Origin of the sequence: Tahibacter amnicola (assembly GCF_025398735.1) — a bacterium.
Lineage (GTDB): Bacteria > Pseudomonadota > Gammaproteobacteria > Xanthomonadales > Rhodanobacteraceae > Tahibacter > Tahibacter amnicola.
Genome location: NZ_CP104694.1, coordinates 4,545,783 through 4,569,716 on the forward strand (window position 1 = coordinate 4,545,783; position 23,934 = coordinate 4,569,716).

At 64.9% G+C, this 23,934-nt stretch carries 23 protein-coding genes; 5 read left to right on the plus strand and 18 right to left on the minus strand.

The genetic code is table 11. The annotated features are described in order from the left end of the window. Positions 1 to 295: 295 nt before the first annotated feature. Entirely contained in the window at positions 296 to 1,591 is a 1,296-nt protein-coding gene (locus N4264_RS17750; protein WP_261693571.1) for a cytochrome ubiquinol oxidase subunit I, read from the plus strand. Between the two features lie 199 nt (positions 1,592 to 1,790). Further along, complete coding sequence (locus tag N4264_RS17755) at positions 1,791 to 2,162, plus strand: DUF6404 family protein (protein WP_261693572.1); 372 nt, start codon at positions 1,791 to 1,793, stop codon at positions 2,160 to 2,162. 130 nt (positions 2,163 to 2,292) lie between these two features. On the opposite strand, the gene N4264_RS17760 is transcribed toward N4264_RS17755, so the two are convergent. Beyond that, a complete protein-coding gene (locus N4264_RS17760; protein WP_261693573.1) occupies positions 2,293 to 2,571 on the minus strand; it encodes a hypothetical protein in 279 nt (92 codons plus the stop codon). 212 nt (positions 2,572 to 2,783) lie between these two features. On the opposite strand from N4264_RS17760, the gene N4264_RS17765 reads away from it, so the two are divergent. Continuing rightward, the gene (locus N4264_RS17765; protein ID WP_261693574.1) at positions 2,784 to 4,004 is read left to right on the plus strand and encodes a Fic family protein; all 1,221 of its coding nucleotides are present in this window, start codon (positions 2,784 to 2,786) and stop codon (positions 4,002 to 4,004) included. Positions 4,005 to 4,418: 414 nt separating this feature from the next. Beyond that, positions 4,419 to 4,706, plus strand: a complete 288-nt coding sequence (locus N4264_RS17770; RefSeq protein ID WP_261693575.1) for a hypothetical protein — start codon at positions 4,419 to 4,421, stop codon at positions 4,704 to 4,706. Positions 4,707 to 4,861: 155 nt separating this feature from the next. Here the strand turns inward: N4264_RS17770 and guaA are convergent, their stop codons facing one another. From guaA to folD, 7 genes are all read right to left on the minus strand, one after another. After that, positions 4,862 to 6,502: a glutamine-hydrolyzing GMP synthase gene (guaA, locus tag N4264_RS17775; RefSeq protein ID WP_261693576.1), complete on the minus strand. Its 1,641-nt coding sequence runs from the start codon at positions 6,500 to 6,502 to the stop codon at positions 4,862 to 4,864. Between the two features lie 92 nt (positions 6,503 to 6,594). Next, positions 6,595 to 8,055, minus strand: coding sequence for an IMP dehydrogenase (gene guaB / locus N4264_RS17780; protein ID WP_261693577.1), 1,461 nt, complete (start codon positions 8,053 to 8,055; stop codon positions 6,595 to 6,597). Between the two features lie 166 nt (positions 8,056 to 8,221). After that, a complete protein-coding gene (locus N4264_RS17785) occupies positions 8,222 to 9,505 on the minus strand; it encodes a TRAP transporter large permease (RefSeq protein WP_261693578.1) in 1,284 nt (427 codons plus the stop codon). Then, entirely contained in the window at positions 9,502 to 10,008 is a 507-nt protein-coding gene (locus N4264_RS17790) for a TRAP transporter small permease (RefSeq protein WP_261693579.1), read from the minus strand. The genes N4264_RS17785 and N4264_RS17790 overlap by 4 nt, the downstream gene beginning before the upstream one ends. A gap of 15 nt (positions 10,009 to 10,023) precedes the next feature. Next, a complete protein-coding gene (locus tag N4264_RS17795; RefSeq protein ID WP_261693580.1) occupies positions 10,024 to 11,028 on the minus strand; it encodes a TRAP transporter substrate-binding protein in 1,005 nt (334 codons plus the stop codon). A 43-nt stretch (positions 11,029 to 11,071) separates the two neighbouring features. After that, a complete protein-coding gene (locus N4264_RS17800; RefSeq protein ID WP_261693581.1) occupies positions 11,072 to 11,935 on the minus strand; it encodes a TRAP transporter TatT component family protein in 864 nt (287 codons plus the stop codon). Positions 11,936 to 11,939: 4 nt separating this feature from the next. After that, complete coding sequence (folD, locus tag N4264_RS17805; RefSeq protein WP_261693582.1) at positions 11,940 to 12,800, minus strand: bifunctional methylenetetrahydrofolate dehydrogenase/methenyltetrahydrofolate cyclohydrolase FolD; 861 nt, start codon at positions 12,798 to 12,800, stop codon at positions 11,940 to 11,942. 222 nt (positions 12,801 to 13,022) lie between these two features. Here folD and N4264_RS17810 point away from each other — a divergent pair, with 222 nt between their 5' ends. Then, complete coding sequence (locus tag N4264_RS17810; protein ID WP_261693583.1) at positions 13,023 to 13,316, plus strand: DUF1244 domain-containing protein; 294 nt, start codon at positions 13,023 to 13,025, stop codon at positions 13,314 to 13,316. 16 nt (positions 13,317 to 13,332) lie between these two features. Here the strand turns inward: N4264_RS17810 and moeB are convergent, their stop codons facing one another. The 10 genes from moeB to ndk all read right to left on the minus strand — a co-directional run bounded on the left by moeB (position 13,333) and on the right by ndk (position 23,569). Beyond that, entirely contained in the window at positions 13,333 to 14,487 is a 1,155-nt protein-coding gene (moeB, locus tag N4264_RS17815; protein ID WP_261693584.1) for a molybdopterin-synthase adenylyltransferase MoeB, read from the minus strand. A gap of 2 nt (positions 14,488 to 14,489) precedes the next feature. After that, positions 14,490 to 15,752, minus strand: coding sequence for a molybdopterin molybdotransferase MoeA (locus N4264_RS17820; RefSeq protein WP_261693585.1), 1,263 nt, complete (start codon positions 15,750 to 15,752; stop codon positions 14,490 to 14,492). Further along, positions 15,749 to 16,360 carry a molybdenum cofactor guanylyltransferase MobA gene (mobA, locus tag N4264_RS17825; RefSeq protein ID WP_261693586.1) on the minus strand — a complete coding sequence of 204 codons (612 nt, stop codon included), beginning with the start codon at positions 16,358 to 16,360 and terminating at the stop codon, positions 15,749 to 15,751. The genes N4264_RS17820 and mobA overlap by 4 nt, the downstream gene beginning before the upstream one ends. A gap of 29 nt (positions 16,361 to 16,389) precedes the next feature. Continuing rightward, the gene (gene der / locus N4264_RS17830; RefSeq protein ID WP_261693587.1) at positions 16,390 to 17,781 is read right to left on the minus strand and encodes a ribosome biogenesis GTPase Der; all 1,392 of its coding nucleotides are present in this window, start codon (positions 17,779 to 17,781) and stop codon (positions 16,390 to 16,392) included. 184 nt (positions 17,782 to 17,965) lie between these two features. Continuing rightward, positions 17,966 to 19,135 carry an outer membrane protein assembly factor BamB gene (bamB, locus tag N4264_RS17835; RefSeq protein ID WP_261693588.1) on the minus strand — a complete coding sequence of 390 codons (1,170 nt, stop codon included), beginning with the start codon at positions 19,133 to 19,135 and terminating at the stop codon, positions 17,966 to 17,968. Continuing rightward, positions 19,132 to 19,803 (minus strand): YfgM family protein, encoded by a 672-nt coding sequence (locus N4264_RS17840; RefSeq protein ID WP_261693589.1) that lies wholly within the window; start codon positions 19,801 to 19,803, stop codon positions 19,132 to 19,134. The genes bamB and N4264_RS17840 overlap by 4 nt, the downstream gene beginning before the upstream one ends. Positions 19,804 to 20,033: 230 nt before the next feature. Then, entirely contained in the window at positions 20,034 to 21,128 is a 1,095-nt protein-coding gene (locus tag N4264_RS17845; RefSeq protein WP_261693590.1) for a helix-turn-helix domain-containing protein, read from the minus strand. 143 nt (positions 21,129 to 21,271) lie between these two features. Further along, positions 21,272 to 22,030, minus strand: coding sequence for a type IV pilus biogenesis/stability protein PilW (gene pilW / locus N4264_RS17850; protein WP_261693591.1), 759 nt, complete (start codon positions 22,028 to 22,030; stop codon positions 21,272 to 21,274). Beyond that, entirely contained in the window at positions 22,020 to 23,156 is a 1,137-nt protein-coding gene (gene rlmN / locus N4264_RS17855) for a dual-specificity RNA methyltransferase RlmN (protein WP_261697652.1), read from the minus strand. The genes pilW and rlmN overlap by 11 nt, the downstream gene beginning before the upstream one ends. Beyond that, positions 23,144 to 23,569, minus strand: coding sequence for a nucleoside-diphosphate kinase (gene ndk, locus N4264_RS17860; RefSeq protein ID WP_261693592.1), 426 nt, complete (start codon positions 23,567 to 23,569; stop codon positions 23,144 to 23,146). The genes rlmN and ndk overlap by 13 nt, the downstream gene beginning before the upstream one ends. Positions 23,570 to 23,934 lie beyond the last annotated feature (365 nt).

A 23,934-nucleotide genomic window follows, 5' to 3' on the forward strand; every position in this document is an offset into this window, starting at 1 on the left:
CTACGCGACGCGTATCAGTACGCGAGCGTTCTCACGAGATCAACGCCATCAGTGAGAACATGCTTTCGGCGTCTGCGCAGCCGACAGCACCCACGCACCACGCGGCTGGAAAGCAACAGTGGAATCGTGGAAAGCACGGCATCCGTTCACTCTTCCCGCATCACTGCGCGTCAACCGCGCCCTGCGCGGCACGTTTGAAGCAATGACATCTGCAGCAATCCGCGCCGGCAAGTGTCACCGCATTACATGGCCGCACCCGCCTGCAAACCCCATCTCTTACTGAGCAGCGACACCAATGGACGCCTTGCAACTGGCCCGCATGGAATTTGCGCTAGCCGCCATTCTCCACATTGTGTTTCCCGTCATCACCATCGGTCTGGCGTGGTTCCTGGTTCTTTTCGAGATCCTGCGACGACGCCATCGTACCGAACACTGGACCGGCCTCTATCGGTTCTGGACACGCATACTGGCTATCAACTTCCTCGCGGGCATCGCGACCGGAATACTGCTGGGTCACCAGTTCGCAACGCTGTTCCGACCGTTCGTCGAATTCGCCGCGCCGGTACTCGACCCCCTACGCACCGCGGAGACACCCCTGCTGGCCGTGGTCGAAGCAGCATGTATTGGCGTCATGCTGATGGACGGACGGCGCGGCGTGCCAGCGTGGCTGCGGGCGGGTGCCACGGTCGTTGTGGCGGTCATGCTCACCAATGCAGGGTATTGGATTCTGTGTGCCAACACCTTCATGCAGCATCCCACCGGTGTTGCGGTTGTTGCCGGAAAACTCGTCCCGGTGGACTGGAACGCGATACTGCTCAATCCCCTGCTGCCAAACCGATTCGCACATGTGGTGCTGGGAGCGCTGTTCACCGCCGCACTTGTCCTGGCAGGCGTGGGCGCGTGGCAGTGGCGCCGCACCGGTAGCGCCAGTGGCCGCCTGAGCGTGAAGGTCTCTCTCCTGGCACTGGCTCTCGTCGTTCCGGCGCAAGTACTGACCGGGCACCTTAGCGGGCTGCACGTCCGTGAGCATCAGCCGGCGAAGTTCGCCGCGATCGAAGCACTGTGGGAAACGCAGCACGGCGCGCCACTGGTGCTCTGGGCCTGGCCCGACCAGGTCCGGCAACGCAATATGGCTGCGCTGGAAATTCCGCGGATCGGCAGCCTGATCTTCACGCATGACTGGAACGGATCAGTCGATGGCCTGGACAAAATTGCACCGCAGAACCGTCCGCCACTGATACCCGTATTCTTCGGCTTTCGGCTGATGGTGCTGATCGGGCTGTGGTGCGCGGGATTGACGTGCTGGGGGGTGTGGCTGCTGTGGCGCGGACGACTGCGCAGCAGCAGCAGATTCTCGAGCGCCCTCATCTATTCCGCGCCTCTGGGCTTCGTCGCGACGATAGCGGGCTGGATCGTCGCCGAATGCGGACGCCAGCCCTGGACCATCGTCGGACTGCTTCGCACAGCTGATGCGGCTACGCCGACGCCCCCTGTCATGTCGCACACCCTGGTCGCTGCCGTGGTGGCGACAGCGATCATCGGGCTCACGGTCTATGGCAACCTTCGCGTACTGCGGAAGACGGAAGCCTGACAGGACCCGCCAGTGATTCGCGATCACGACTGGCAACGCGACCCGGGAAATCAAGCGCCCGCGCGCCCGATGAACACAAAGGAGGAGTGGCACGGATCGTGAAACCCTTCGCGGCACAACGGGTTCACGCCCATCCTCCTCAGGCCCAATTCCGCCGCCTGCCCGGCAGGCGAATGGGCAGCTGCTCACGAGATACACAATGGATCACTGGGAAAAAATCCGTCGCATGGAGACCCACCTGTCTTCCATGGGACTGAAAAGCCTCGACTACGCCCCACCCGCCTACCGGCTGCTCTGGCGCCTGGGCGTCAAGATCACGCCGCCGCTGTTCGCCAGTTTCTGGCATCTGGCGCTGGTTCCCGGCGTTCTGTTCGCATTCGGCTGGGGCACCTTTATGTCGATGCTCGCCGCCTCACGCCAGGTTCCCCCCGTTTCCGGCTGGCGATTCCTGACATTCTGCGTTATCGCCGGCGCGCTGTTTGGCGCCTTTCTGGCGCGCCCCGCGTACCAGAAGATCCGCACCCTCGGGCTTCCGCGCTGGGCGGAGTATCGTGGCGGGCCCGGCAGCTAGCGCCACCATTTACCGAATCCGTCGCGACGCTTCTTCGACGCAGTCTTGCGGTATCCGTACTGCGTCGAAATCGCGCAGACATCGCACTTCCAGTGATCTGTTCCGCGTTGCAACGTGTCTGGCGAACACATCAGCATGCCATCGGCGCGATGAAAACAAGATCGTTCGGCAACAACGGAAAGAGCAGATCCTGCCCCGGACACAGTTCTTGCCCGTCACGCTCGATGTGCAAATCGACCTCGATCGCTCCGAATCGCTCGGTGTCGTGTACGAAGTAGTCGGGGCCTTCGGAAGGGACGATCTTGAACCCTGTTGCGGCGTAGTAGCTGTCAAGCAGTTCCCCGAGCGTTGACGCTGGCAGATCCATTCCCGGCAGTGACTTGCGGAGTACAGCATCGTAGGTGGGCATTCCGAATGGGTAAAACCGGGGCATTCTGATTCCTCGACCCAGAAAGGTGTTGGCAGGCACCTACACTAACCCGGCCACATGCCTATGGCCGGCTGTTGGTCTACTTCGGTGGTGATTGTCGTCGAATCTCGCGCATCAGCGCCGGCCCTGCCACCGCCCCCCTGATGCCGCGCCAAATTGCCAGGGTGTCCAATGAGCCTCATAATCTCCGCATGAATTGCGGAGATAAGACCTATATCTGGCAGGCCGACGATTGGCCCCACTGGCGCTATGACCTGAATGCCCTCGCCGGCCCGCTCAGCCTCGCCAGCAAAGCCCAGGGCCTTCTGCTGGGCCGTCTGGCCGACGCGGGGATGGGACTGCGCGACCTGGCACAGCTTTCCGCCCTGACCGAGGACGCTGTGAAAACCAGCGCGATCGAGGGAGAAATTCTCGATGTCCAGTCGGTCCGGTCGTCGATCGCCCGTCGCCTGGGCGTTAACATCGGCGCACTCGCACCGGTGGACCGCTCGGCCGAGGGTGTCGTCGACATGATCATGGACGCCACGGCGCATTATGACGCTCCCCTGACGGAGCAGCGCCTGTTCGGGTGGCACGCCGCCCTGTTCCCGACCGGGTACAGCGGGATGAGCGCGATCCGGGTTGGCCGGTGGCGCGATGACGGCAATGGACCCATGCAGGTGGTGTCGGGTCCGCATCATCGCCAGAAAGTGCACTTCCAGGCGCCGCCGGCAGATGTGTTAAATGAAGAAATATCGTCTTTCCTTGCCTGGGCAAACAACGACCTGTCGCACCCACCATTGATCAAAGCCGCGCTGGCGCACCTGTGGTTTGTCACACTGCATCCGTTTGACGACGGAAACGGGCGCATCGCGAGGGCCGTGGGTGACCTGTTCCTGGCGCGTAGCGACAGCAGCCCACAGCGGTTCTACAGTCTGTCCGCGCAGATCCAACGGGAACGGAAGGACTACTACGACATACTGGAACGCACCCAGAAAAGGTCGCTCGAGGTGACCCCCTGGCTCATGTGGTTCCTGGCGACATTGCAGCGTTCCATCGATAACGCACATGTCACGCTGGACAGCGTGCTGCGAAAGTCGCGCTTCTGGCAGCAATGGGCCGAAGTTCCCATGAACGCGCGGCAGATCAAAGTGCTCAACCGGCTGCTCGACGGTTTCGAGGGTCGGCTGACGAGCAGCAAATGGGCGTCACTGGCCAAGTGCTCCGCAGATACGGCACTACGGGATATCAACGAGTTGATAGGCGCCGGGGTGTTACGGAAAACTGCGGGGGGCGCAGCACGGCTTACGAAATTTTCTAGCAGAGCGAAGCGGCCTGCGAGTAGACATCTGCTGCTACATTTAGCCAAACGACACATTGCGCAAAGGCCTGAAGTCGTACGACATCCGCCTACGCACAGTTGGCTGCATTGACTCGCGAGAATTGCACCGACACAATCCCCGCGCTGCCCACCTGCTCGGCAGCCCGGGATTGGTCTCCTGGCTCAAAGAGGCGCACCGAGCGCCGTCCATTGATGCAGCGCCTTTGTGCGTTCGCACGACGGATGGGCGCATCCATGGAATTCGTTTCAATGGCGGGCGGCGCTTGGCAGCCGCAAGGCTGGCCGGTCCTCTTTGCCGGTAGACCAACCCTGCGTCGTCCGTCACCGATTCGGGTCCGGTGACGAGGTCACTTCACTCGTCGAGGACATCTCATGTTTCTCAGCAAGGAACGCCCGTTCGCTGCCGGCGAACGTCTGCCTTCGAGCCGTACCCGCCGCCCGTATCCGTTGTCGCGCCGCTACGCGGGCTTGCCCTGCCCTGCCGTTTCCGGGGGAGTCCACTCGCATGAATAAGTTCAGGGATGATGACGGCCCGACCTACGACATGGAGGACGTGATCGCCGCAGCCTATGCGGGGACGTGCTTCATTGTTCCGCGAGCCCCCGGCGCCGCGCGGAAAGAGCGCGAGAAGTCGGAGGCCGGTGTGCGCGCGCTGTCCGGCCTCGTCCGCTGCGTGACGGCGGGCAAGAACCCGCTGCCTCCCGACCTGAAGCGGGACGTCGATGCGCTACTGGCCGCCCTCACGAAACATGTGGAAGCCTGCGCGAAGGTCGAAAGGGGTTCACTGCACTAGCGCAGGAGCGACACGGCCACTGTTTCGGTGCCGTCGTGCCCGGCACCTGACTCGTCTCCCCGCCGGCCGACGACCGGCAAAAGAGTGACAAGCATCGCCGGCACCGCGTCATCATCATCCGCAGCGGCGTCCAGGACGCCGCTGCGGCATGACGCTTATTCCCACTCAATCGTCGCCGGCGGCTTTCCGCTGATGTCGTAGACGACACGGGAAATGCCGCGCAGCTCGTTGATGATGCGGCGCGAAACGGTTTCGAGAAACTCGTACGGCAGCCGCGCCCAATGGGCGGTCATGAAGTCGATGGTTTCGACCGCGCGCAGGGCGATGACCCACTCGTAGGCGCGGCCGTCGCCGACGACGCCGACGGACTTGACCGGAAGGAAGACCGCAAACGCCTGGCTGGTCTTGTCGTAGAGGTTCTGGGCGCGCAGCTCTTCGATGAAGATGTGGTCGGCCCGCTGCAGCAGCTCCACGTACTCGGACTTGACCTCACCAAGGATGCGCACGCCCAGCCCTGGACCAGGGAACGGATGGCGATAGACCATCTCGCGTGGCAGTCCGAGTTCGACACCCATGCGGCGGACTTCATCCTTGAACAGTTCACGCAGCGGTTCGACGAGGCCGAGCTTCATATGCTCGGGCAGGCCACCGACGTTGTGGTGGCTTTTGATGACATGAGCCTTGCCGGTCTTTGATCCGGCCGATTCGATCACGTCGGGGTAGATGGTGCCCTGGGCGAGCCACTTCACGTCGGTGAGCTTGGCCGATTCTTCTTCGAAGATCTCGACGAAGAGCTTGCCGATAATCTTGCGCTTGGCTTCCGGATCCTGCACGCCGGCCAGCGCCGCGTAGTAGCGGTCGGCCGCGTTCACGCGGATGACGTTGACGCCCATGTTCTGGGCCATCGTCGCCATGACCTGGTCGCCCTCGTTCCAGCGGAGCAGGCCCGTATCGACGAAGACGCAGATCAGCTGGTCGCCGATCGCCTTTTCGAGCAGCGCGGCAACGACCGACGAATCAACGCCACCGGAGAGGCCGAGCAGCACCTTGTCGGTACCGACCTGGGCGCGGACGCGCTCGACGGCATCCTCGATGATGTTGGCGGGTGTCCAGAGCGTCTGGCAGGCACAGATGTCGACGACGAAGCGGCGCAGCAGCTCCGCGCCCTGCTTGGTATGAGTGACTTCCGGGTGGAATTGCACGCCGTAGTAGCGACGCGATTCGTCGGCCATGGCGGCAAGGTCGAGCGAATCGGTGGAACCGACCGCCGAGAAACCCGCCGGCAGCCGGGTGACACGATCGCCGTGGGACATCCAGACATCGAGCGCGACGCGATCCGGCGTCGCGGCCACCGGCGTGCCACCCTGATCGCCCATCCAGCTTTCGCCTTCGCCGAACGTCGGCGAGCCCTCGGCATCGTTCACCAGGCCCTTGAACAGGCTGCAGTGAGTCTGCGCGGTGAGGCGGGCATAGCCGAACTCGCGATGGTGTCCGCCTTCCACGCGGCCGCCGAGCTGTTCAGCCATGGTCTGCATGCCATAGCAGATTCCCAGCACCGGCAGGCCGCTATCGAAGACTTCCTTCGGCGCACGCGGGGAATTGGCTTCGGTCACCGACTCGGGGCCGCCGGAGAGAATGATGCCTTTCGGCGCAAACGCGGCGATGTCGGCCGGATTGTGGTCCCACGCCCAGATCTCACAGTAGACGCCGATCTCGCGGATGCGACGGGCGATCAGCTGGGTGTACTGGGCGCCGAAATCCAGGATGAGAATCTTATCGTTGTGAATATTCTGCATGATCGGGGTTTTTCGCTGGACGTTGCTGCTGGAGAGGTTGCCGGGCCTGGCCCTTAAAGCACTTGGGGACCCGCAGGTCCCCAAGTGTGGTGTCAATCAAGACGGTAGTTCGGCGCTTCTTTGGTGATCGTCACGTCGTGCACATGCGACTCGCGCACGCCGGCACTGGTGATGCGCACGAACTGGGGCTTGCGCTGCAGGTCTTCGACCGTTGCGCAGCCAACATAGCCCATCGACGCGCGCAGACCACCAAGCAGCTGGTGCACGATGCTGCGCAGCGGGCCGCGATACGGAACGCGACCTTCGATGCCTTCGGGCACGAGCTTGTCGGCGTCGGCTTCGTCCTGGAAGTAGCGGTCCTTCGAGCCCTTCTGCATCGCACCGAGCGAACCCATGCCACGGTAGCTCTTGTAGGAACGGCCCTGGTACAGCTCGACTTCGCCCGGGGCTTCCTCGGTACCGGCAAACATGCCGCCGATCATGACGGTGGAGGCACCGGCGACCAGCGCCTTGGCGATATCGCCGGAGTAGCGGATGCCGCCGTCGGCGATGAGCGGAACGTCATGCGGGCGCAGGGCTTCGGCCACCATGCTCACCGCGCTGATCTGCGGCACGCCCACACCGGCGACGATGCGCGTGGTGCAGATCGAGCCGGGGCCGACGCCGACCTTGACCGCGTCCACGCCGGCATCGACCAGGGCGAGCGCGGCATCAGCGGTGACGATGTTGCCGCCGATGACCTGCATGTTCGGGAAGTTCTTCTTTACCCAGCGGACGCGATCGAGCACGCCCTGCGAATGACCGTGGGCGGTATCGACGACGATGACGTCGACGCCCGCTTCCACCAGGGCGGCCACGCGGTCTTCCGTATCGCCACCGACGCCGACGGCGGCGCCGACGCGCAGGCGCTCGTGGGAGTCCTTGGCGGCGTTGGGATTGTCGCGGGCTTTCTGGATGTCCTTGACGGTGATGAGGCCGCGCAGGCGGAACTCGTCATCGACCACCAGGACCTTTTCGATACGGTGCTTGTGCAGCAGCGCGAGGACGTCGTCTTCGGAAGCACCTTCCTTCACGGTAACCAGGCGATCCTTGCGGGTCATGATGTGGCGGACCGGATCGTCCGGCTTGCGCTCGAAGCGCAGGTCACGGTTGGTGACGATGCCGACCAGGCCGTTGTCCGCGTCTACCACCGGCACGCCGGAGATGTTGCGTGCACGGACGATCTGCATCACTTCGCGGATCGAGGTTTCCGGATTGACGGTGATCGGGTCGCGGATCACGCCGGCCTCGAACTTCTTCACCAGGCGCACTTCACTGGCCTGGCGCTCGACCGGCATGTTCTTGTGGATGATGCCGATGCCGCCGCTCTGCGCCATGGTGATGGCGAGCCGGGCTTCCGTGACCGTATCCATGGCCGCGGACACCACCGGGATGTTCAGGCGGATCGAGCGGGTCAGTCGCGTGGAGGTGTTGACGTCCTTGGGCAGGACGTTGGAATAGGCGGGAACGAGGGAGACGTCGTCAAACGTCAGGGCTTCGGCAAGGATGCGCATGCGGTTTCGGCCGTCGCAAAAACGGGATTATACGGGAACCCGGCCGCGGCTCAAACTGAAATGCCGAAGGCTCTGGCCGTACAGCGCGGAATGGTACCGCGACGCCCGACCAGGCCGGCCCGTTGCGCCGATCCGCCGCGGAGGAATCCCCCGCGGCCACACGGGTTTATCGCGCCAGCCAGAGCGAGAGCCCTGGCCAGTAGGTGATCACCAGGGTCGCCGCCAGCATGATGAGGAAGAACGGCACGGCGGCGCGAACCAGGGTCATCACGGGCTGGCGGAAGCGCGCGCTGGCGATATAGAGGTTGATGCCCAGCGGCGGCAGGAAGATGCCCAGCTGCAGGTTGGCCAGGAAAATGATGCCCAGGTGTACCGGATCGACCCCATAGCGCAGGGCAACGGGCAACACGAGCGGCACCAGCAGGATGATCGCCGGGAAACCCTCCAGCAGCATTCCGAAGACCAGCAGGAACAGGTTCAGGGCCAAAAGGAACAGGAACGGCTGGCTTTCCGGGATCTGCGTGCGCAGGAACTGGAACAGTTTGTCCGGCACCTCGGCATCGATCAGCCAGTTGGTCAGCGCCAACGAGAAGCCCAGGATCACCAGGATGCCGCCCACCAGCACCATCGCGTGGCGAATCACCCGCGGCAGCTGCCCCAGCGGAATTTCGCGACGAATCAGCACTGTCACCACCAGCACGTACAGCGCCGTGGCCGCGGCTGCCTCGGAAGCCGCCAGCGCGCCGGAATAGATGCCGATCAGCACCACGAACGGCAGCGGGATTTCCCAGGCTGCCGCTTTCACCGCCGCCCACACCTCGCGCACACCGGCACTGGGCGGACGCGGTACCTTGCGCACGTGCCAGGCGCTGTACGCACCGAGCATCACGACCATCAGGAGGCACGGCAGCACACCGGCCTTGAACAGCGCATCGATTGTGACCGGCGGCGTGGTCTGGAACTGCTGCGCGACGACCCCGTAGAGGATCAGCGGCATCGAAGGCACCAGCAGCAGGCCGAGGCTGCCGGAAGCCGTCAGCAGGCCCAGGGTGAAACGCTGTTCGTAGTGCGCCTGGCGCAGCGCCGGATACAGCACCGCCCCGAGCGCGATGATGGTGACGCCCGTGGCGCCCGTAAACGCCGTGAACAGCGTGCACGCAAGAATGGCCACGATAGCGAGCCCACCCGGCATCCAGCCGACCAGGGCGTTGGTCAACCGCACCAGTCGCTGGGGCGTCTGGCTTTCCGCCAGCAGATAGCCGGCGAGCGTGAAAAGCGGAATCGCGATCAGCGCCGGCATGTCGGAGAGGCGGTAGAACTCGACCGCCACCGCGATACCCTCCTGCCCTGCGCTGCTGAAACCCAGCAACGCGATCACGCCGAGCAGCGCGAACAGCGGCGCGCCGAGCGCCGCGAGGATCAACAGCGCCCCCACGATGACCCAGATCATGCGGCCGCTCCCGGTTCTTCACCGTGACGGTCGTGGGGCGGCATGAACGCGCGGATCAGAAAACGGATGGCCATCAGCCCAAAACCGATCGGCAGCACCAGCTCCAGGCCCCAGGCGGGAATTCCCAGGACGCCGGGCGTTCCGCCTTCCTTGTCCAGCTGGACCAGGGCGAGGCTGTGCCAGGTCATTGCGGCGCACAGGCCACCGGCGAAGGCCAGCGCAAGAAAGCGCGCGACGCGGAGCTTCCAGCCGCTGACGAAACGGGCGATGAAATCCAGACCGATGTGCTGGTCTTCGCGCGTGGCGATGACGGCGCCAAGCATGGCGCTCCAGAGCACCAGGGCGCGCAGCAGCGGCTCGGCCCAGGCAAAGCCGCTATCAAACACGTTGCGCAGCAGGATCTGCGCACCGGCCAGGACAACCAGTACGAGCACGAACGCCGTCAGCACCCAGTCTTCGATCAGGTGCACACGCGTCACAAGGCGCCGAAGGCGATCGGTCACGAACAGGGCTCCTGGTTACTGCCTGGCGCGTACGGCCGCCAGCTCGTCATTGAGCACTTTGTACAGCTCGGCCGAAAACGCCTTCTCGCCCTCCAGTTGCCTGGAGGCGTCCTGGCCGACGGTCTGCCAGGTTTTCTGTTCCTCGGCACTGGGCTGATAGATCGTGATGCCCTGCCCCTTCAGCGTTTCCAGTGCGGCCTTGTTGTCTTCGATGCTGACCTTGTCCAGGCGCGCGAAGGCCTTGGCCATTTCATCCTTCACGGCGGCCTGGTCATCCGGCGTCAGCTTGTCGAAGGCTTTCTTGTCGACGGTGAGCACGCCGACGACGTAGCTGACCGGCAGATCGACCACGTGCTTGATCTTGGTGTGCCACTGGAACGCGATGCTGCCGGCCATGGTGTTGGCAGCCGTATCGATCAGGCCGGTCTGAAGGCTGGTGAACACGTCGGCGAGCGGCAGCGAGATCGGCGTCACGCCAGCCGCCTTGAACGCCACTTCGGCGATGTAGTCGCCCTGCGGCACCCACACCTTGGAGGCCTTGAGGTCATCGCGGTTCTTGATCGGCTTCGTGCTCATGATATAGGCGAAACCGCCTCCGGACAGACCCAGCGCGACGAAACCCTTCGGTTCAAAGCCAGCCTTGATCTTTTCGTCCAGCTTGGCGCGGACGGCGTCGACTTCCGCCTGGCTGCGGAAGATGAACGGCAGGCTGTAGATCTGGACATCGGGATTCACGCCGGAGATCTCGCCACCGGTGAAGGCGCCGCCGTGCAGCTGGCCGATCTTGATCTTGCGCAGAACCGTGGCCGGATCGCCCATCACGCCGCCCGGGTAGTACTTGATCTCGACACGGCCTTCCGTGCGCGTCTTGACCGCGTCTGCACCCGCGCGCATTTCGCGCATCCAGGCGGTGCCGTCCGGCGCTACGGTCGCGATCTTGAACACTTCCGCCGCGGATGCGACGCCCGACAGCAGCGCCAGCGCGAGCAGACTCCACCGTCCCATCTTTCGGATCTTCATGATGTGCTCCACGTTCCGGTGCCTGCGAGCGGCACGCGGTTGTCTAGAAATAATCTTTGCCGGTCTGCAGCAGGAGTTTTCCGCGCTCCTGCGCCAGCGTGTTCATCAGCGTGAGCGTGGGCGCCTCGGCCGGCGCGGCGATCACTTCGTTGAGAAGCCGGTCGTGCAGCTCCTGGTCGAACACCAGCCGCGCGTAGTACTGCGCGTAGAGTGTCTTGGCCATGAGGTTCTTGCCGCCGGACATGGCAATGGCTTTCTCGAAATAGGTCTTGCCCAGTTCCGGCTTGCCGCCGAGCGACTCGGGGCGGAGCGAGTGCAGCACCCCCATCACCATGTTCGGTGCACCCGCTTCATAGTCGGGACTGAGCGCCAGAATGCGCTCGAAGATCAGCTGCACCTTGGGAAGATCGGCAATGGCGTTCCAGTCGCCACTGTCCTGCTGGATGCGGCCAGCCCAGGCAGAACCCAGCCCGTACAAAATGTCGATCTCTTTTGCCCCGGCCCTGTTCACCGCCGCCGCGAAGGTTTCATAGGGCTGCGCCAGCACATCGCACAGCGGCTTTGAACGAATGCAGGTGGCGCGCCTGGCGTAATCGAAGGCCTTGAGCGAAAGACGCTTGCCGCGCTCGGGCTCGGTCACGAAACCGCCAGCGTAAGCGCCGTAGAGTTTCGCACCGGCCAGCAGGGTACCGGTATTGTTCGGATCACCCTGTATCAGCGCGTCGAGCAACAGCAGGTACGCGGGCACGCCATCGCGCACCGTGGCGGGATCGTTCTCGTTGAGAATGGCGGTACCGAGATTGTCGGCAAAGCGTTGCGTCGCCTTGTTGACGATCCCGGCGCAGCCGCTCAGGGCGACCGCGGCCAGGCACAGTCCGGCGAACTTCCGTGGGAGCGAAGTCTTCACGTGATTATCGTCCGTCGAAGAAGGTTTCGGCCGCTTCGAGGGTGTTCTCGATCAGCGTCGCCACGGTCATCCGCCCGACACCGCCGGGAACCGGCGTAATCCACGACGCGCGCTCGGCTGCGACATCGAATTCCACGTCGCCCACCAGGGTTCCATCGTCGAGCCGGTTGATGCCGATGTCGACCACGATGGCACCGGGTTTGATCCATTCGCCCTTGACCAGCCCTGGACGTCCGACGGCGACCACGACGATGTCGGCCTGGGCAACGAACCCCGCGAGATCGCGCGTGAATTTGTGGCAGGAGGTGGTGGTGCAGCCCGCCAGGAGCAGCTCGAGCGCCATCGGCCGGCCGACGTGGTTGGAAACGCCGACGATGACGGCATGTTCGCCACGGATTGGTTTGTCGGTGTGGGCCAGCAGGGTCATCACGCCCTTGGGCGTGCATGGGCGCAGGCCACGTTGGCGCAGGACGAGGGAACCCACATTGGCGGCGTGGAAGCCATCCACGTCCTTGCGCGGATCGATGCGATTGATCAGCGCCGTCGCGTCGATATGCGGCGGCAACGGCAGCTGCACCAGGATGCCGTGAACCTTCTCGTCGGCATTGAGTTTGTCGATCAGGGCGTAGAGATCGGTCTGGCTGGTGTCAGCGGGAAGGTCGTAGTCGAACGAGCGGAAGCCGACCTGCTTGCAGGCCTTGCGCTTGTTCTTCACGTAGACGCCGGACGCCGGGTCGCTGCCAACGAGCACGACAGCCAGTCCGGGACGTGATTTGCCGAGGGTGGCCCGTTCGGCGACCCGGGCCTGGATCCGGGCGAGCAATTCGTCGGCGATGCGTTTGCCGTCCAGGATGCGGGCGGTCATGGTCTAGCAAATCCCGTACCGGCCCGCGGCCGATCAGATGAGTGCATACGATGCGCCACGCTTCGAAGACGCCGAAGGGCGGCGGGCAAGGCGCGCATTATCCACGGTCGGACGGGGGGCCTCAAACCGCCCCGACACCTCGACATGGCTGGAGGAATCGTTCGCAGGCGGCTTCGCGGCCTACAATTCCCGCTCTTCTGCCCCCTGGACGATCCCACCGACATGAACACCACTGAACTGGAAGCTGCCGCGTTCCGTCGTCTCCTGGCCCATCTGCGCGAACGCAGTGATGTGCAGAACATCGACCTGATGATCACGGCCGGCTTCTGTCGCAACTGCCTGGCTGACTGGTACCGCGACGCCGCCGCCGAGCGTGGCGCGGACCTGTCCAAGGACCAGGCGCGCGAGCACATCTACGGCATGCCTTTCGGCGAGTGGAAAAGCCGGTACCAGAAAGACGCCACGCCGGAGCAGCTCGCCGCGTTCGAGCGCAGCCAGAAGAAAACGCACGGCTGAGGGACAGCGTGGCGCTTCAGTGCGCCGCGCAGATCTGCTCGATATCGACATAGGGCACGAGCCCGGGTGCGCTGCAGCCGGGACACTGTGGATCGCGCCCCAGGCGCAGCGTCCGGAAGCTGGCTGCCAATGCGTCGTAGCACAGCAGCCGCCCGACCAGGGGATCGCCCCGCCCCAGCAGGAGCTTGATCGCCTCGGTCGCCTGGAGCAGGCCGATGACGCCCGGCAGCACGCCCAGCACGCCCGCCTCCGCGCAATTGGGTGCTTCCGCCGCTGACGGCGGTTCCGGAAATAGACAGCGATAGCACGGCGACGCGGCGTCACGCGGGTCAAACACGCTGACCTGGCCCGTGAAACGGTGCACCGCACCGTAGACCAGCGGCTTGCCCAGGTTCAGGCAAGCGGCATTGAGAAGATAACGGGTCGGGAAATTGTCCGCGCCGTCGATCACGACGTCGGCGTCGGCGAGGACCGACTCCACGTTGCCCGCCAGCAGGCGCTCGTTGACGACGTCCACCTGGATGCGGGGGTTGAGGCCGGTCAGCGTCATTCGCGCCGACTCCGTCTTGAGCATCCCGACACGGGCATCGGCGTGCAGGATCTGGCGCTGGAGATTGGACCGCTCGACGTGGTCGTCATCCACCAGGCACAACCTTCCAACACCGGCCGCGGCAAGGTAGTACGCCGCCGGAGACCCCAGGCCGCCAGCGCCGATCAGCACCACGGTCGACCGGGCCAGCCGCGCCTGCCCTTCGGCGCCGACTTCCGGCAACAGCAGATGGCGCGAATAGCGTTCGGCGCTGTCCGTATCCAGCGCGCTGCGCTCGATCGGCAATGCGCCGGCAAGCCACGCCGCGTAGCCACCCGCGACGGACGCGACAGTGGCGTAGCCGAGCTGGCGCAGGGTGTCGGCCGCAAACAAGGAACGCGTGCCGCTGCCGCACAGCGCGTATATGGGCGTCGCCCGGTCGGGTACCTGCTCGCCGACGCGCAGCTCCAGGAAACCGCGGGAAATACCCAGCGCGCCGCGGGGCATGCCGGCGGAACGTTCGCCGTCGTCACGCACGTCGATCAGCACCGCACCGGACTGCGTGGCCTCCCAGGCCTGGACCGGCGTCACTTCGCGAACGCGCGTCCGCAATTCGGTGAGCAGTTCTTCGCGGCTGGGCATGATCAGCAATTCTCCGGCAGGGGAAGGATCGGGACACAGGACCCTTCCGGCAGGTGTTCGTCGCTTTCAGACAGCACAATCAGGCAGTCGGCTTCGGCGACGCTGCGCAGGACCCCTGAGCCCTGGCGCAAGAACGGCGTCACCCACACGCTGCCGTCGCCACGGCTTTCCCAGCGCGCACGCTGGAATTCGGCACGGCGGTGATTCTTCACGATAGCGCGGGACAACCGCGCGTGCCACGGCCGTGGTGGCGGGCGCCCCGCCAGGGCATCCAGCGCCGGCCGCACCAGGGCGAGGAAGGTGGCCATGCTCGATACCGGATTACCCGGCAGGGCGAATACCAGGGCCTCGCCGACGCTGCCAAAGAGCATCGGCATGCCGGGTTTCATGCGCACTTTCCAGAAATCGACCGTCCCGACCTGCTGCAGCAGGCGTGGCAGGAAATCAGCCTCCCCGGCCGACACGCCGCCCGAGCTGATCACGATATCGGCCTCGGCGGCGGCGTTCCGGAGCGCCACGCGCAGCGCCTCCGGATCGTCGCGGACGTGCTGGTGGCGCAGCACCTGGGCGCCGGCCTGTTCGAGCAGGGCCGACAGGGTGAACTGGTTGGAGTTGTAGATCTGTCCGTGGCCCAGCGGGAATCCGGCGGCGGCGATCTCGTCGCCGGTGGTCAGCACGATGGCTCGCACAGGCTCAACCACCTCGACGTGCGACATCCCGAAGGAGGCCAGCACGCCGAGCCGAGCCGGCGTCAACACCGTGCCGGGTGCGAAGGCCAGATCGCCAACGAGGTAGTCCTCGCCGGCCGGGCGCACATGCGAACCGGCGGTCTCGCCGGCCGCGATCCACACGGTGTCGCCGTCGACGCGCACGTTTTCCTTGATGACGATGGTGTCCGCGCCAGGCGGTACGGGCGCGCCGGTCGTCACCCGGACGCACTCGCCCGGCTCGACGCAAATGGGTGACCCATCACCGGCCAGCCGGGTACCCCGCAGATGCAGGGCCCGTTCGCCCAATCCCGGCAGGTCGCTGCCGCGCACTGCAAATCCGTCCATCGCGGAATTGGCAAAGGGCGGAACCGACAGCGGGGCATGCACCGCAACCGCCAGGATGCGGCCACGCGCCTGCCCCAGCGTCAGTTGCGCAGTACGCGGCGGGCAGCCGCCTGCCCGGCGGAGGATGCGCTCGCGCGCATCGTCGACACTGATGCCCGTGGCGAACCGGGACGTTTCTGTCGATTCGGTGCCCCCCTGCGATGAACTCATCGATTCCCTCCTCCCAACGGTTGGTCGCCGGCGGGGGCGCTGCCGGTTGCGGCGCTGGCCGCAAAGGCGCGCAGCTCTTCCAGCGTATTCAGGTTATGGAATCGGCCAGGCGTATCGGCAAAGGACACTTCCCGGATACCCAGCGCATCCTGCCATTGCCACACGGATCCCGATTGCGCCGGGAGCGCCGCGGCGCGCAGCGCGGGCACGTGGTAGAGCGCGAACAATGGCTGGCGGCGAACGCCGTCAAACGCCACCGTGCCGGCACACCCCGGGACGACGGCGCTCGCCAGGCGCGAAGCCAGGTCGCTGCCGGGACGCGGGCAGTCGACGGGAACGGTGAGCATCCACGGTGTGAGGACTGCGCCAAGAGCGGCGCGAATGCCTTCCAGTGGCCCCGGAAAACCGGCTTGCGCGTCAGCGACGACGGGGCCGAGCTCCGCGTAGCGGTCCAGGTTGCGGTTGGCGACGATCAGCAGCGCCTGGCACTGTGGCCGCAGCGCCTGGGTGACCCAATGCACCAGCGGGCGACCACACAGGTCGACCAGTCCCTTGTCCTGCCCACCGAACCGGCTGCCGGCGCCCCCCGCCAGGATGGCGGCGGTCACTCCGCCCCGGGGCTCGGCTGGCGTCGTCGTCACTGCTTCTTGGCGCGCCGGATCATCCGCTGGCGTTTGCGCTGCTGGCTGTCGGTCAGCTCGTTCTTGCGCCCGGCAAACGGATTTTCGCCGTCGCGGAACTCCAGCCGCAGCGGCGTGCCGACCAGTTTGAAGCGCTTGCGGAAAAAGTTCTCCAGGTAGCGCTTGTAGCTGTCGGCCAGATGTTTGGTGCGTGAGCCATGGATGACCACGGTCGGCGGGTTGGTGCCACCTGGGTGCGCGTAGCGCAACTTGGGCGCATGGCCGCGGACCAGCGGTGGCTGGTACGACTGGTAGGCCGTTTCGAGCGCGCGATTGAGTTCCGAAGAGCTGAATTTCTTGATCGCGGACGCGTAGGCGCGATCGACGGCTTTCATCAGTTCGCGCAGACCCGAGCCATGCTTGGCGGAGATGAAGATGCGCTCGGCCCACTGCACGAAGTCCAGCCGTCGCTCGAGCGAGACTTCGCATTGCTCGCGCTGGTACTTGGTGAGGTTGTCCCATTTGTTGGCGACAACGACCAGGGCACGCGATTCATTGAGGACGTGCCCGATCAGCGTGGCGTCCTGCTCGGACACGCCTTCGGAGGCATCCAGCAGCAGGATCACGACCTGCGCCGCGGCGATCGACTGCAGCGTCTTGATGATGCTGAATTTCTCGATCGCTTCTTCGACGCGGGCGCGGCGACGGACGCCGGCCGTGTCGATCAGTGTGTAACGCTTGCCGTCGCGCTCGATCGGCACGCGGATGGAGTCGCGCGTGGTGCCGGCAATATCGGAAACGACCACCCGGTCTTCACCCAGCAGGCGGTTGACCAGGGTGGACTTGCCCACGTTCGGGCGACCGACGATCGCGACGCGGATGCCCTCTTCCGTCGCGGGGACTTCCTCGGGCGCTTCGTCAGGCAGGTGCGGCTCGATGGCATTCATCAGGCCGTCGACGCCACGACCGTGCGAAGCGGCGAGCGGGACGAGCCGATCCACGCCCAACGCGGCGAAGTCGGCCAGGCTGGCGTGTTCATCGAGGCCATCGGTCTTGTTGACGGCAACGACGAAGGGTTTGCCGCGTTTGCGCAGGTCGCCGAGGATCTCGCGATCCTGCGCCATCAGGCCCGCGCGCGCGTCCGTGACGAAAACGACGATCGTCGCCTCGCCGATGGCCAGTTGCACCTGCCTGGCCATGAGGACATCGATGCCCTCGTCTTCCCCGGAAAGACCGCCGGTATCCACGACCACAAACGGCCGCGAACCGTGATGGCAAATACCGTAGTGACGGTCGCGGGTGAGGCCCGGTTGGTCGGCGACCAGGGCGTCGCGGGTGCGGGTGAGCACATTGAAGAGTGTCGACTTGCCGACATTGGGACGACCGACGAGAGCGACGACGGGCAACATGCGCAGGACCTGTTTCGTGTGGCGCACCGGCGCGATGCGGGTGCCTGCCACGATGGACCGACGGGGCGCTGGAGCGCGGATGTCGGTGAAGAAAACGAAGGGGCCCGACGCGAGCCCCTTCCAGCTACAGAGAAAGGATACCGCGATCTGCCGCGGTATCCGAAGTTGTCAGGCTTGACCCGGATCAGAGCTGGGCGCGATAGGCGCCAAGCTTGCCTTCCACGTCTTCCACGTAGACCACGTCACCGGACACAACGGGGGTTGCCCGGATCGGGTCCTTGGACAGGCGCTCGCGGGCCACTTCGGTGCCATCGGCGATTGCCAGCCAATGGACGAAGCCTTCCAGGTCGCCCACGACCACGTAACCGCCCTGGACCGCCGGGCCGCTGAGCCAGCGATGCTGGAAGGCGTCCTGTTTCCACATCGAGGAACCGCTGGTGCGGTCCAGCGCCCAGACCTGGGATTCTTCGTCCACGGCGTAGACCTGGCTCGCCGATACGTCGACGTTGGTGTAGCTCGACAGCGGGCGATTCCACAACGGACGGCCGTTGGCCGCGCCAAGGGCCACCACCTGGCCATGATTGGCAACGCCGAAGACGACATCCGATTCCACCGCCAGGGTGCCGTCGGCGTCGCTCAGGCGCTCCACTTCACTGCGGCCTTCGCTGGCGGCCAGGGCCTGTTCCCAGACCGGGGCCCCGTCGCTCAGGCGCAACGCCACCACCTTGCCGGCGTCCGTGCCCGAGAGCACGAGGCCGTTGTTGATGACGGGCGCACTGTTGCCGCGCAGGCTCAGGAGCGGAACGGTGGGACGGTCGTAGATCCAGCGCTGCTTGCCATCGGCAACATCAAAGGCGTAGATGCGGCCGTCGTTGCAGCGGACCACGGCAAGGCCGTCGCCGATTGCCGGTGCAGTGATGACTTCGGCCGAAACCCGGGCGCGCCAGCGTTCCTTGCCCGTACTGGCGTCGAGGGCAAGAACGTCGCCGTCCAGTCCGCCGATCACGAGCAGGTCACCGCTAACACCAGGACCACCGGTAAAGCGCAGCTTGAAGTCTTCGTTCCAGAGGGTGCGCCCGGAAGCGGCGTCGATCGCCGTGATCTCGCCGTCGACGCCGGCGGCGTACAGCTTCCCGTCCGCGACAGCCGGACGAATACGCACGCCTGACTTGCCAGCGCCTTTGCCGGTGCCCTTGGTCCACAGCTCGGTCACGCTGAGCGTCGGTGTCAGTTCACGCAACTCCTTCGGAGCGGCGATGTTTTCTTTCTTGGTGGAGCGATCTTTCATCCAGTCGCAGCCACCGAGCAACCCCACGCTGATGGCGAAGGGAAGAATCAACGCGGCTTTCTTCATGAGCTTTTGGTCTCCGTCGCCGATGCAGATGCACCCGGCTGGAGCAGGTCATCACGCTTCATCTCAAGCGTTGCGCGGTTCGGGGCGGTGGCGTCCAGTGCGTCAATCGACGCCTGGTAGGCCGTGCGCGCTTCGTCGCGCTTGCCCAGGGCAACGAGGATATCGCCGCGCAGCTCGGCGATCGCCGCGGCGTAGGCGCCTGCCGGGAGCTTGTCGAGCAGGGCGAGCGCATCCTGGCCCTTGTCCATCGCCACCTTGACCCGGGCCAGTCGCTGGCCGACCAGGGTTTTCATCGCGTCCGAGGATGCTTTGTCCAAGGCGCTCTGGAGCTGGGTTTCCGCTGTGGCGAGATCTTTCTTCGTCACCGCATTGTTCGCTTCACGCAGCAAGGTCAGCACCGCATAGGCAGACTTGCCGAAGTCGCGTTCGATACGACCGGCGGCGGCTTTGGCCATCTCGTCGTTCTTTGCCTCGAGGGCGGTGGTGAACAGACGAAATTCTTCCGCCGCACGCGCCTTGCTGAGCGCCTGGTGGCCCCAGTACTGATGCAGGCCGAAAACCAGCAGCAGGCCCAGGACAATCCCGACCGCGATCGATGCGTAGTTTTCGCGCATCCATTTGCGGACTATTTCGCCTTGTTCGTGTTCGTCGAGTTGGTCGAAAGCCATGTTGCGATATCCGTTCCACGCCCGCCGGATGGCGAGTCAGTTCTAGAAAGTAAATCCGCGTCCGTCGGCGCGAGCCGGAGGCTCCAGGGGATGCCGTGCGGACAGGCCCGGCGGTGCACGCTCGCTGACGAGGGAACACCGCACTTGCCCCCGGCCATCGGCAGGGGCGGCGTAGAGTAACAGGAAGCAGAGGCCGCGGACGCGGGGTACCGGCGGCAGCCGTTTGGTGTTCAGTTATCCGACGTGACTGTCGGCGCCTGGGCAGCGCCGCCCACCAGCTTCAGGTGCGCCACGTTGGAACGGCGGAACGCCGCGAGATCAACGGGCTTTCCGTCCACGACCAGCTCGGCCCCGATCGCATTGCCCAGACGGATACTGACGATCTGGTCGGTGGTATAGGACTTTTCCGTACCCGCTGCCAGCAAACCGTATTCCAGCTTGCGGCCGTCCGCTCCCACCAGCTCAACCCAGCTGGCGTCCTTGAGCTTGAGCTGAACCCGGTGGCTGCCAGCTGGCGCAGCCGGCATCGGCTCGTGCTTTATGGAAGGAACCATCGAGGCCATCAGCGGCGACTCGACGCGCGGCGATGGCTGCGCGGGCGCCGCCGACTCAGCGGCAGGCGGCACGGTATCCACCATCGACGTGGCCGGCGGAGCAGCCTCCGCGGTGCTGGGGGCATCGAGCGGCACAGTCGCACCCGGCGTCGGACCGGGGGTCGTCACAACCGGTTGTTCCACGCGGGCGGGTTTGTCGTCCAGCGGCGCCAGACGCGCAAGGTTCTGCTCGAACCGGCCATGGCTGGCCAGCCACACGGCTGGCGCGACGATCAGGCCGGTCAGCACGACATAGACGGCGGGAACCGAATACCGTTCGTATAGATAGCGAGAGCGCGAGATCCGGCCAGTGGCCACGAGGGCCGGCTGGTTCTGCCCCCGGTCACGCAGCAGGCTGTCGACGTCGGTCGTCGGAACGCCGAGCAGGCGGGCGTAGCTGGCGAGGTAGCCACGCAGGTACACGTCGTGTTCGATGCGCTCGAAATCGCCACGCTCCAGCGTCGCAAGCACGCGCTGCGGCAGGCGCAATTTCAACGCGGCTTCGTCGACGGTCCAGCCGCGGGCTTCACGCGCGGCGCGCAGGCGCGAGCCAAGGCTGGGAGCAACTTCCACCGAGGTGGTCGATGCCGGCATGACGAACAACTCGCGACCGTGGTCGACGTCGCGGGGATCTTCCGGCGAGGCAGGCTCGTTGCTCTGCACATCTACGGCCAGGGACATATCGCTTGCCACATCGTCACTGCGGTTGTCGTCGTGCGGGTTGGCGGTCATCGGCAACGATTCTTCGGCGAGGTCGAGAGGGAGTTGGCTGGCTGGGCCAACTGGGGCTGGTTCAGGGCTCGCGTGCAGTGGGCTTGCTGGCGGATCGTTGGCGGAGGCCGCGGTGCCAGCTTGCTTGGGTTTACTCCGTCGTTTCATGACGGAGTGCTCGATTCGAGTTCTCTGGCCTGGGTCGAATCCGGGAACTCGGTCTTGAGGCGTTTGGTATATTCGTTGGCTTCACGCGTATTTCCCAGTTTCTCCTCGATGTCGCGCCCCAGCAGCAGCGCATCGGGACTGGCCTGCCCCAGCGCATCGAATCGCTGCAGGAAGGCCCGGGCACGCAGGTAGTCATTTTTCTGGAACAGCACGCGCGCCAGCTGGTACAGCGCCTCGGCATTGGTCGGGTTGATCTCCAGCGCCTTGCGGAACTGCTGCTCCGCCGGATCAAGGCGCTCACCCTGGAGGTAGCAGGTTCCTGCGTTGGTGCGCGCGACGTCGGGCGTCTTGTAGAACGGATCGGCCAGCGCCTTTTCGAAGTAGCGCGCCGCGTCATCCAGCTTGCCCGAACGGCACAGAAAGGCGCCGTAGTTGTTGTTCACGGCGCCCAGCTTGGGCGACAACTCGGACGCCCGGCGATAGTGCTGCTCGGCCCGTTTCGGGTCGTTGATGCGCTCGTACAGGACGGCGATCACGGTGTGCGCGTTGGTATTGGACGCATCGTATTCGAGCGCCTTCTGCAGTTTTTCCAACGCGAGTTCGAGCTTGCCCTGTTCCAGGTAGCGCTGGCCGAGGCTGACGTTGACCTCTGCCGCAGCGCGTGCTTTCTCCGCCGACTTGGACCGGGACCCCGCCGCCGACGCATCGACGGCAAGCATGGTCAGGAGGAGCGCCAGGGCGAACTTACGCGGCATCAGCCTGCCCTTTTTCCAGCGAGCGCCGGAATTCGGCCTGGCGGCGCGTGCGGTCGAGCACCTGGCCCTTCAGCTGGCCACAGGCAGCATCGATGTCGTCGCCGCGCGTGCGGCGAACCGTGGTCAGTACCCCAGCGTCGAGCAGGATCTTCTGGAACGAGCGAATGACGGCTTCATCGGAGCGCTCGAAACGCGTGCCGGTGAAGGGATTAAAAGGAATCAGGTTGACCTTGGACGGCACCTTGCGCATCAGCTTGACCAGCTGTCGCGCGTGCTCGGGTTTGTCGTTCACGTCCTTGAGCATGGTGTATTCGAACGTGATCGACGTGCGCGGACGGCGCGCGGCGTAGCGCTGGCAGGACGCCAGCAGCTCGGCAATCGGGTACTTCTTGTTGAGCGGCACCAGCTCGGTGCGCAGCTCGTCATTGGGGGCATGCAGCGACACCGCGAGCGAGACGTCGCTCTCTTCGCTCAGCCGGTCGATCATCGGAACGAGGCCTGCCGTGGACAGCGTGACGCGCTTGTTGGCAAGGCCGAATCCGAGGTCATCGCGCATGACGCTCATGGCGCGCACGACGTTGTCGAAATTGAGCAGCGGCTCACCCATGCCCATCATGACGACATTGGTGAGCTTGCGCTGGTGGTGCGGCACATTGCCCAGGTGCTTGGCGGCAACCCAGACCTGGCCGACGATCTCGGCCGTCGACAGGTTGCGGTTGAAGCCCTGGGTGGCCGTGGAACAGAACTGGCAGTTGAGGCCGCAGCCCACCTGGGAGGAGACGCACAGCGTGCCGCGCGTCGCCTCGGGGATGAAGACGGTCTCGATGGCGTTGCCGCCATCCATGCCGATCAGCCACTTGTGGGTGGCATCGGAGGACTGCTTCTCGAAGAGGGTCTTGGGCGGCACGATGTCGACGGCGGCGCTGAGCTTGTCGCGCAGCGCCTTGCCGACATCGGTCATTCCACCGAAGTCGGTGACATGACGGTGATACATCCATTTCATCACCTGGTCGGCCCGGTAGGGCTTCTCGCCGAGGGACGCAAAGAGTTCTCGCAGTCCCTTGCGATCAAAATCGAACAGGTTGGGTTTCACCGTCGTCACCAGTACATCCCTCAACGCGGGCAGAGCTCAGTGGTGGAGAAGAAGTAGGCGATCTCGACCGCGGCCGTTTCGGCAGCGTCGGAACCGTGCACCGCGTTTGCGTCGATCGAGTCAGCGAAATCGGCGCGGATGGTGCCGGCTTCGGCCTTCTTCGGATCGGTGGCGCCCATCAGGTCGCGGTTCTTGAGAACGGCGTTCTCGCCTTCGAGGGCCTGGATCATCACCGGGCCGGAGATCATGAATTCAACCAGGGCATTGAAGAACGGACGCTCGCGGTGCACCGCGTAGAAGCCCTCGGCTTCCTTGCGCGACAGCTGCTTCATTTTCGCGGCGACGACCTTGAGGCCGGCCTTCTCGAAACGCGAGTAGATCTCGCCGATCACGTTCTTGGCGACGGCATCGGGCTTGATGATGGACAGGGTGCGCTCCAGCGCCATGTCAAATACTCCAAATTGTAAGAAAATCGAATCCCGGCACCGCGCGCGATGGTAGCACCAAACTCACGCAGAAATACGGGGTTAGCGGACAATATCCTTTTGAATTCTAGCTGATCCGGGGCCGGTATGCAGCTATCGGCATAAGCCGGTCCGAACGGGCCTCGGCCGGGACCGGGCCACGGCCGCCGAATGACCGCTCCCGCCCCGGCCAACGGCGGTTCACGCCCTTGTCCGGCAGTCTTGCAGCCCCCCACAGTGCTCGCGTCCGCCGTTTGACCCGGTCGGGTCCGTTTCGTAGCATTCAAACGCTCGTTTTACCTACGATCCGACGCGGACCAGCACCTGGCCGGGCACCAGGCAGCCCC

Coding starts and splice junctions, on each gene's coding strand:
- N4264_RS17750 (WP_261693571.1), top strand. CDS start 296: ATGGACGCCTTGCAACTGGCCCGCATGGAATTTGCGCTAGCCGCCATT.
- N4264_RS17755 (WP_261693572.1), top strand. CDS start 1,791: ATGGATCACTGGGAAAAAATCCGTCGCATGGAGACCCACCTGTCTTCC.
- N4264_RS17760 (WP_261693573.1), bottom strand. CDS start 2,571: ATGCCCACCTACGATGCTGTACTCCGCAAGTCACTGCCGGGAATGGAT.
- N4264_RS17765 (WP_261693574.1), top strand. CDS start 2,784: ATGAATTGCGGAGATAAGACCTATATCTGGCAGGCCGACGATTGGCCC.
- N4264_RS17770 (WP_261693575.1), top strand. CDS start 4,419: ATGAATAAGTTCAGGGATGATGACGGCCCGACCTACGACATGGAGGAC.
- guaA (WP_261693576.1), bottom strand. CDS start 6,502: ATGCAGAATATTCACAACGATAAGATTCTCATCCTGGATTTCGGCGCC.
- guaB (WP_261693577.1), bottom strand. CDS start 8,055: ATGCGCATCCTTGCCGAAGCCCTGACGTTTGACGACGTCTCCCTCGTT.
- N4264_RS17785 (WP_261693578.1), bottom strand. CDS start 9,505: ATGATCTGGGTCATCGTGGGGGCGCTGTTGATCCTCGCGGCGCTCGGC.
- N4264_RS17795 (WP_261693580.1), bottom strand. CDS start 11,028: ATGAAGATCCGAAAGATGGGACGGTGGAGTCTGCTCGCGCTGGCGCTG.
- folD (WP_261693582.1), bottom strand. CDS start 12,800: ATGACCGCCCGCATCCTGGACGGCAAACGCATCGCCGACGAATTGCTC.
- N4264_RS17810 (WP_261693583.1), top strand. CDS start 13,023: ATGAACACCACTGAACTGGAAGCTGCCGCGTTCCGTCGTCTCCTGGCC.
- moeB (WP_261693584.1), bottom strand. CDS start 14,487: ATGCCCAGCCGCGAAGAACTGCTCACCGAATTGCGGACGCGCGTTCGC.
- N4264_RS17820 (WP_261693585.1), bottom strand. CDS start 15,752: ATGAGTTCATCGCAGGGGGGCACCGAATCGACAGAAACGTCCCGGTTC.
- der (WP_261693587.1), bottom strand. CDS start 17,781: ATGTTGCCCGTCGTCGCTCTCGTCGGTCGTCCCAATGTCGGCAAGTCG.
- bamB (WP_261693588.1), bottom strand. CDS start 19,135: ATGAAGAAAGCCGCGTTGATTCTTCCCTTCGCCATCAGCGTGGGGTTG.
- N4264_RS17840 (WP_261693589.1), bottom strand. CDS start 19,803: ATGGCTTTCGACCAACTCGACGAACACGAACAAGGCGAAATAGTCCGC.
- N4264_RS17845 (WP_261693590.1), bottom strand. CDS start 21,128: ATGACCGCCAACCCGCACGACGACAACCGCAGTGACGATGTGGCAAGC.
- pilW (WP_261693591.1), bottom strand. CDS start 22,030: ATGCCGCGTAAGTTCGCCCTGGCGCTCCTCCTGACCATGCTTGCCGTC.
- ndk (WP_261693592.1), bottom strand. CDS start 23,569: ATGGCGCTGGAGCGCACCCTGTCCATCATCAAGCCCGATGCCGTCGCC.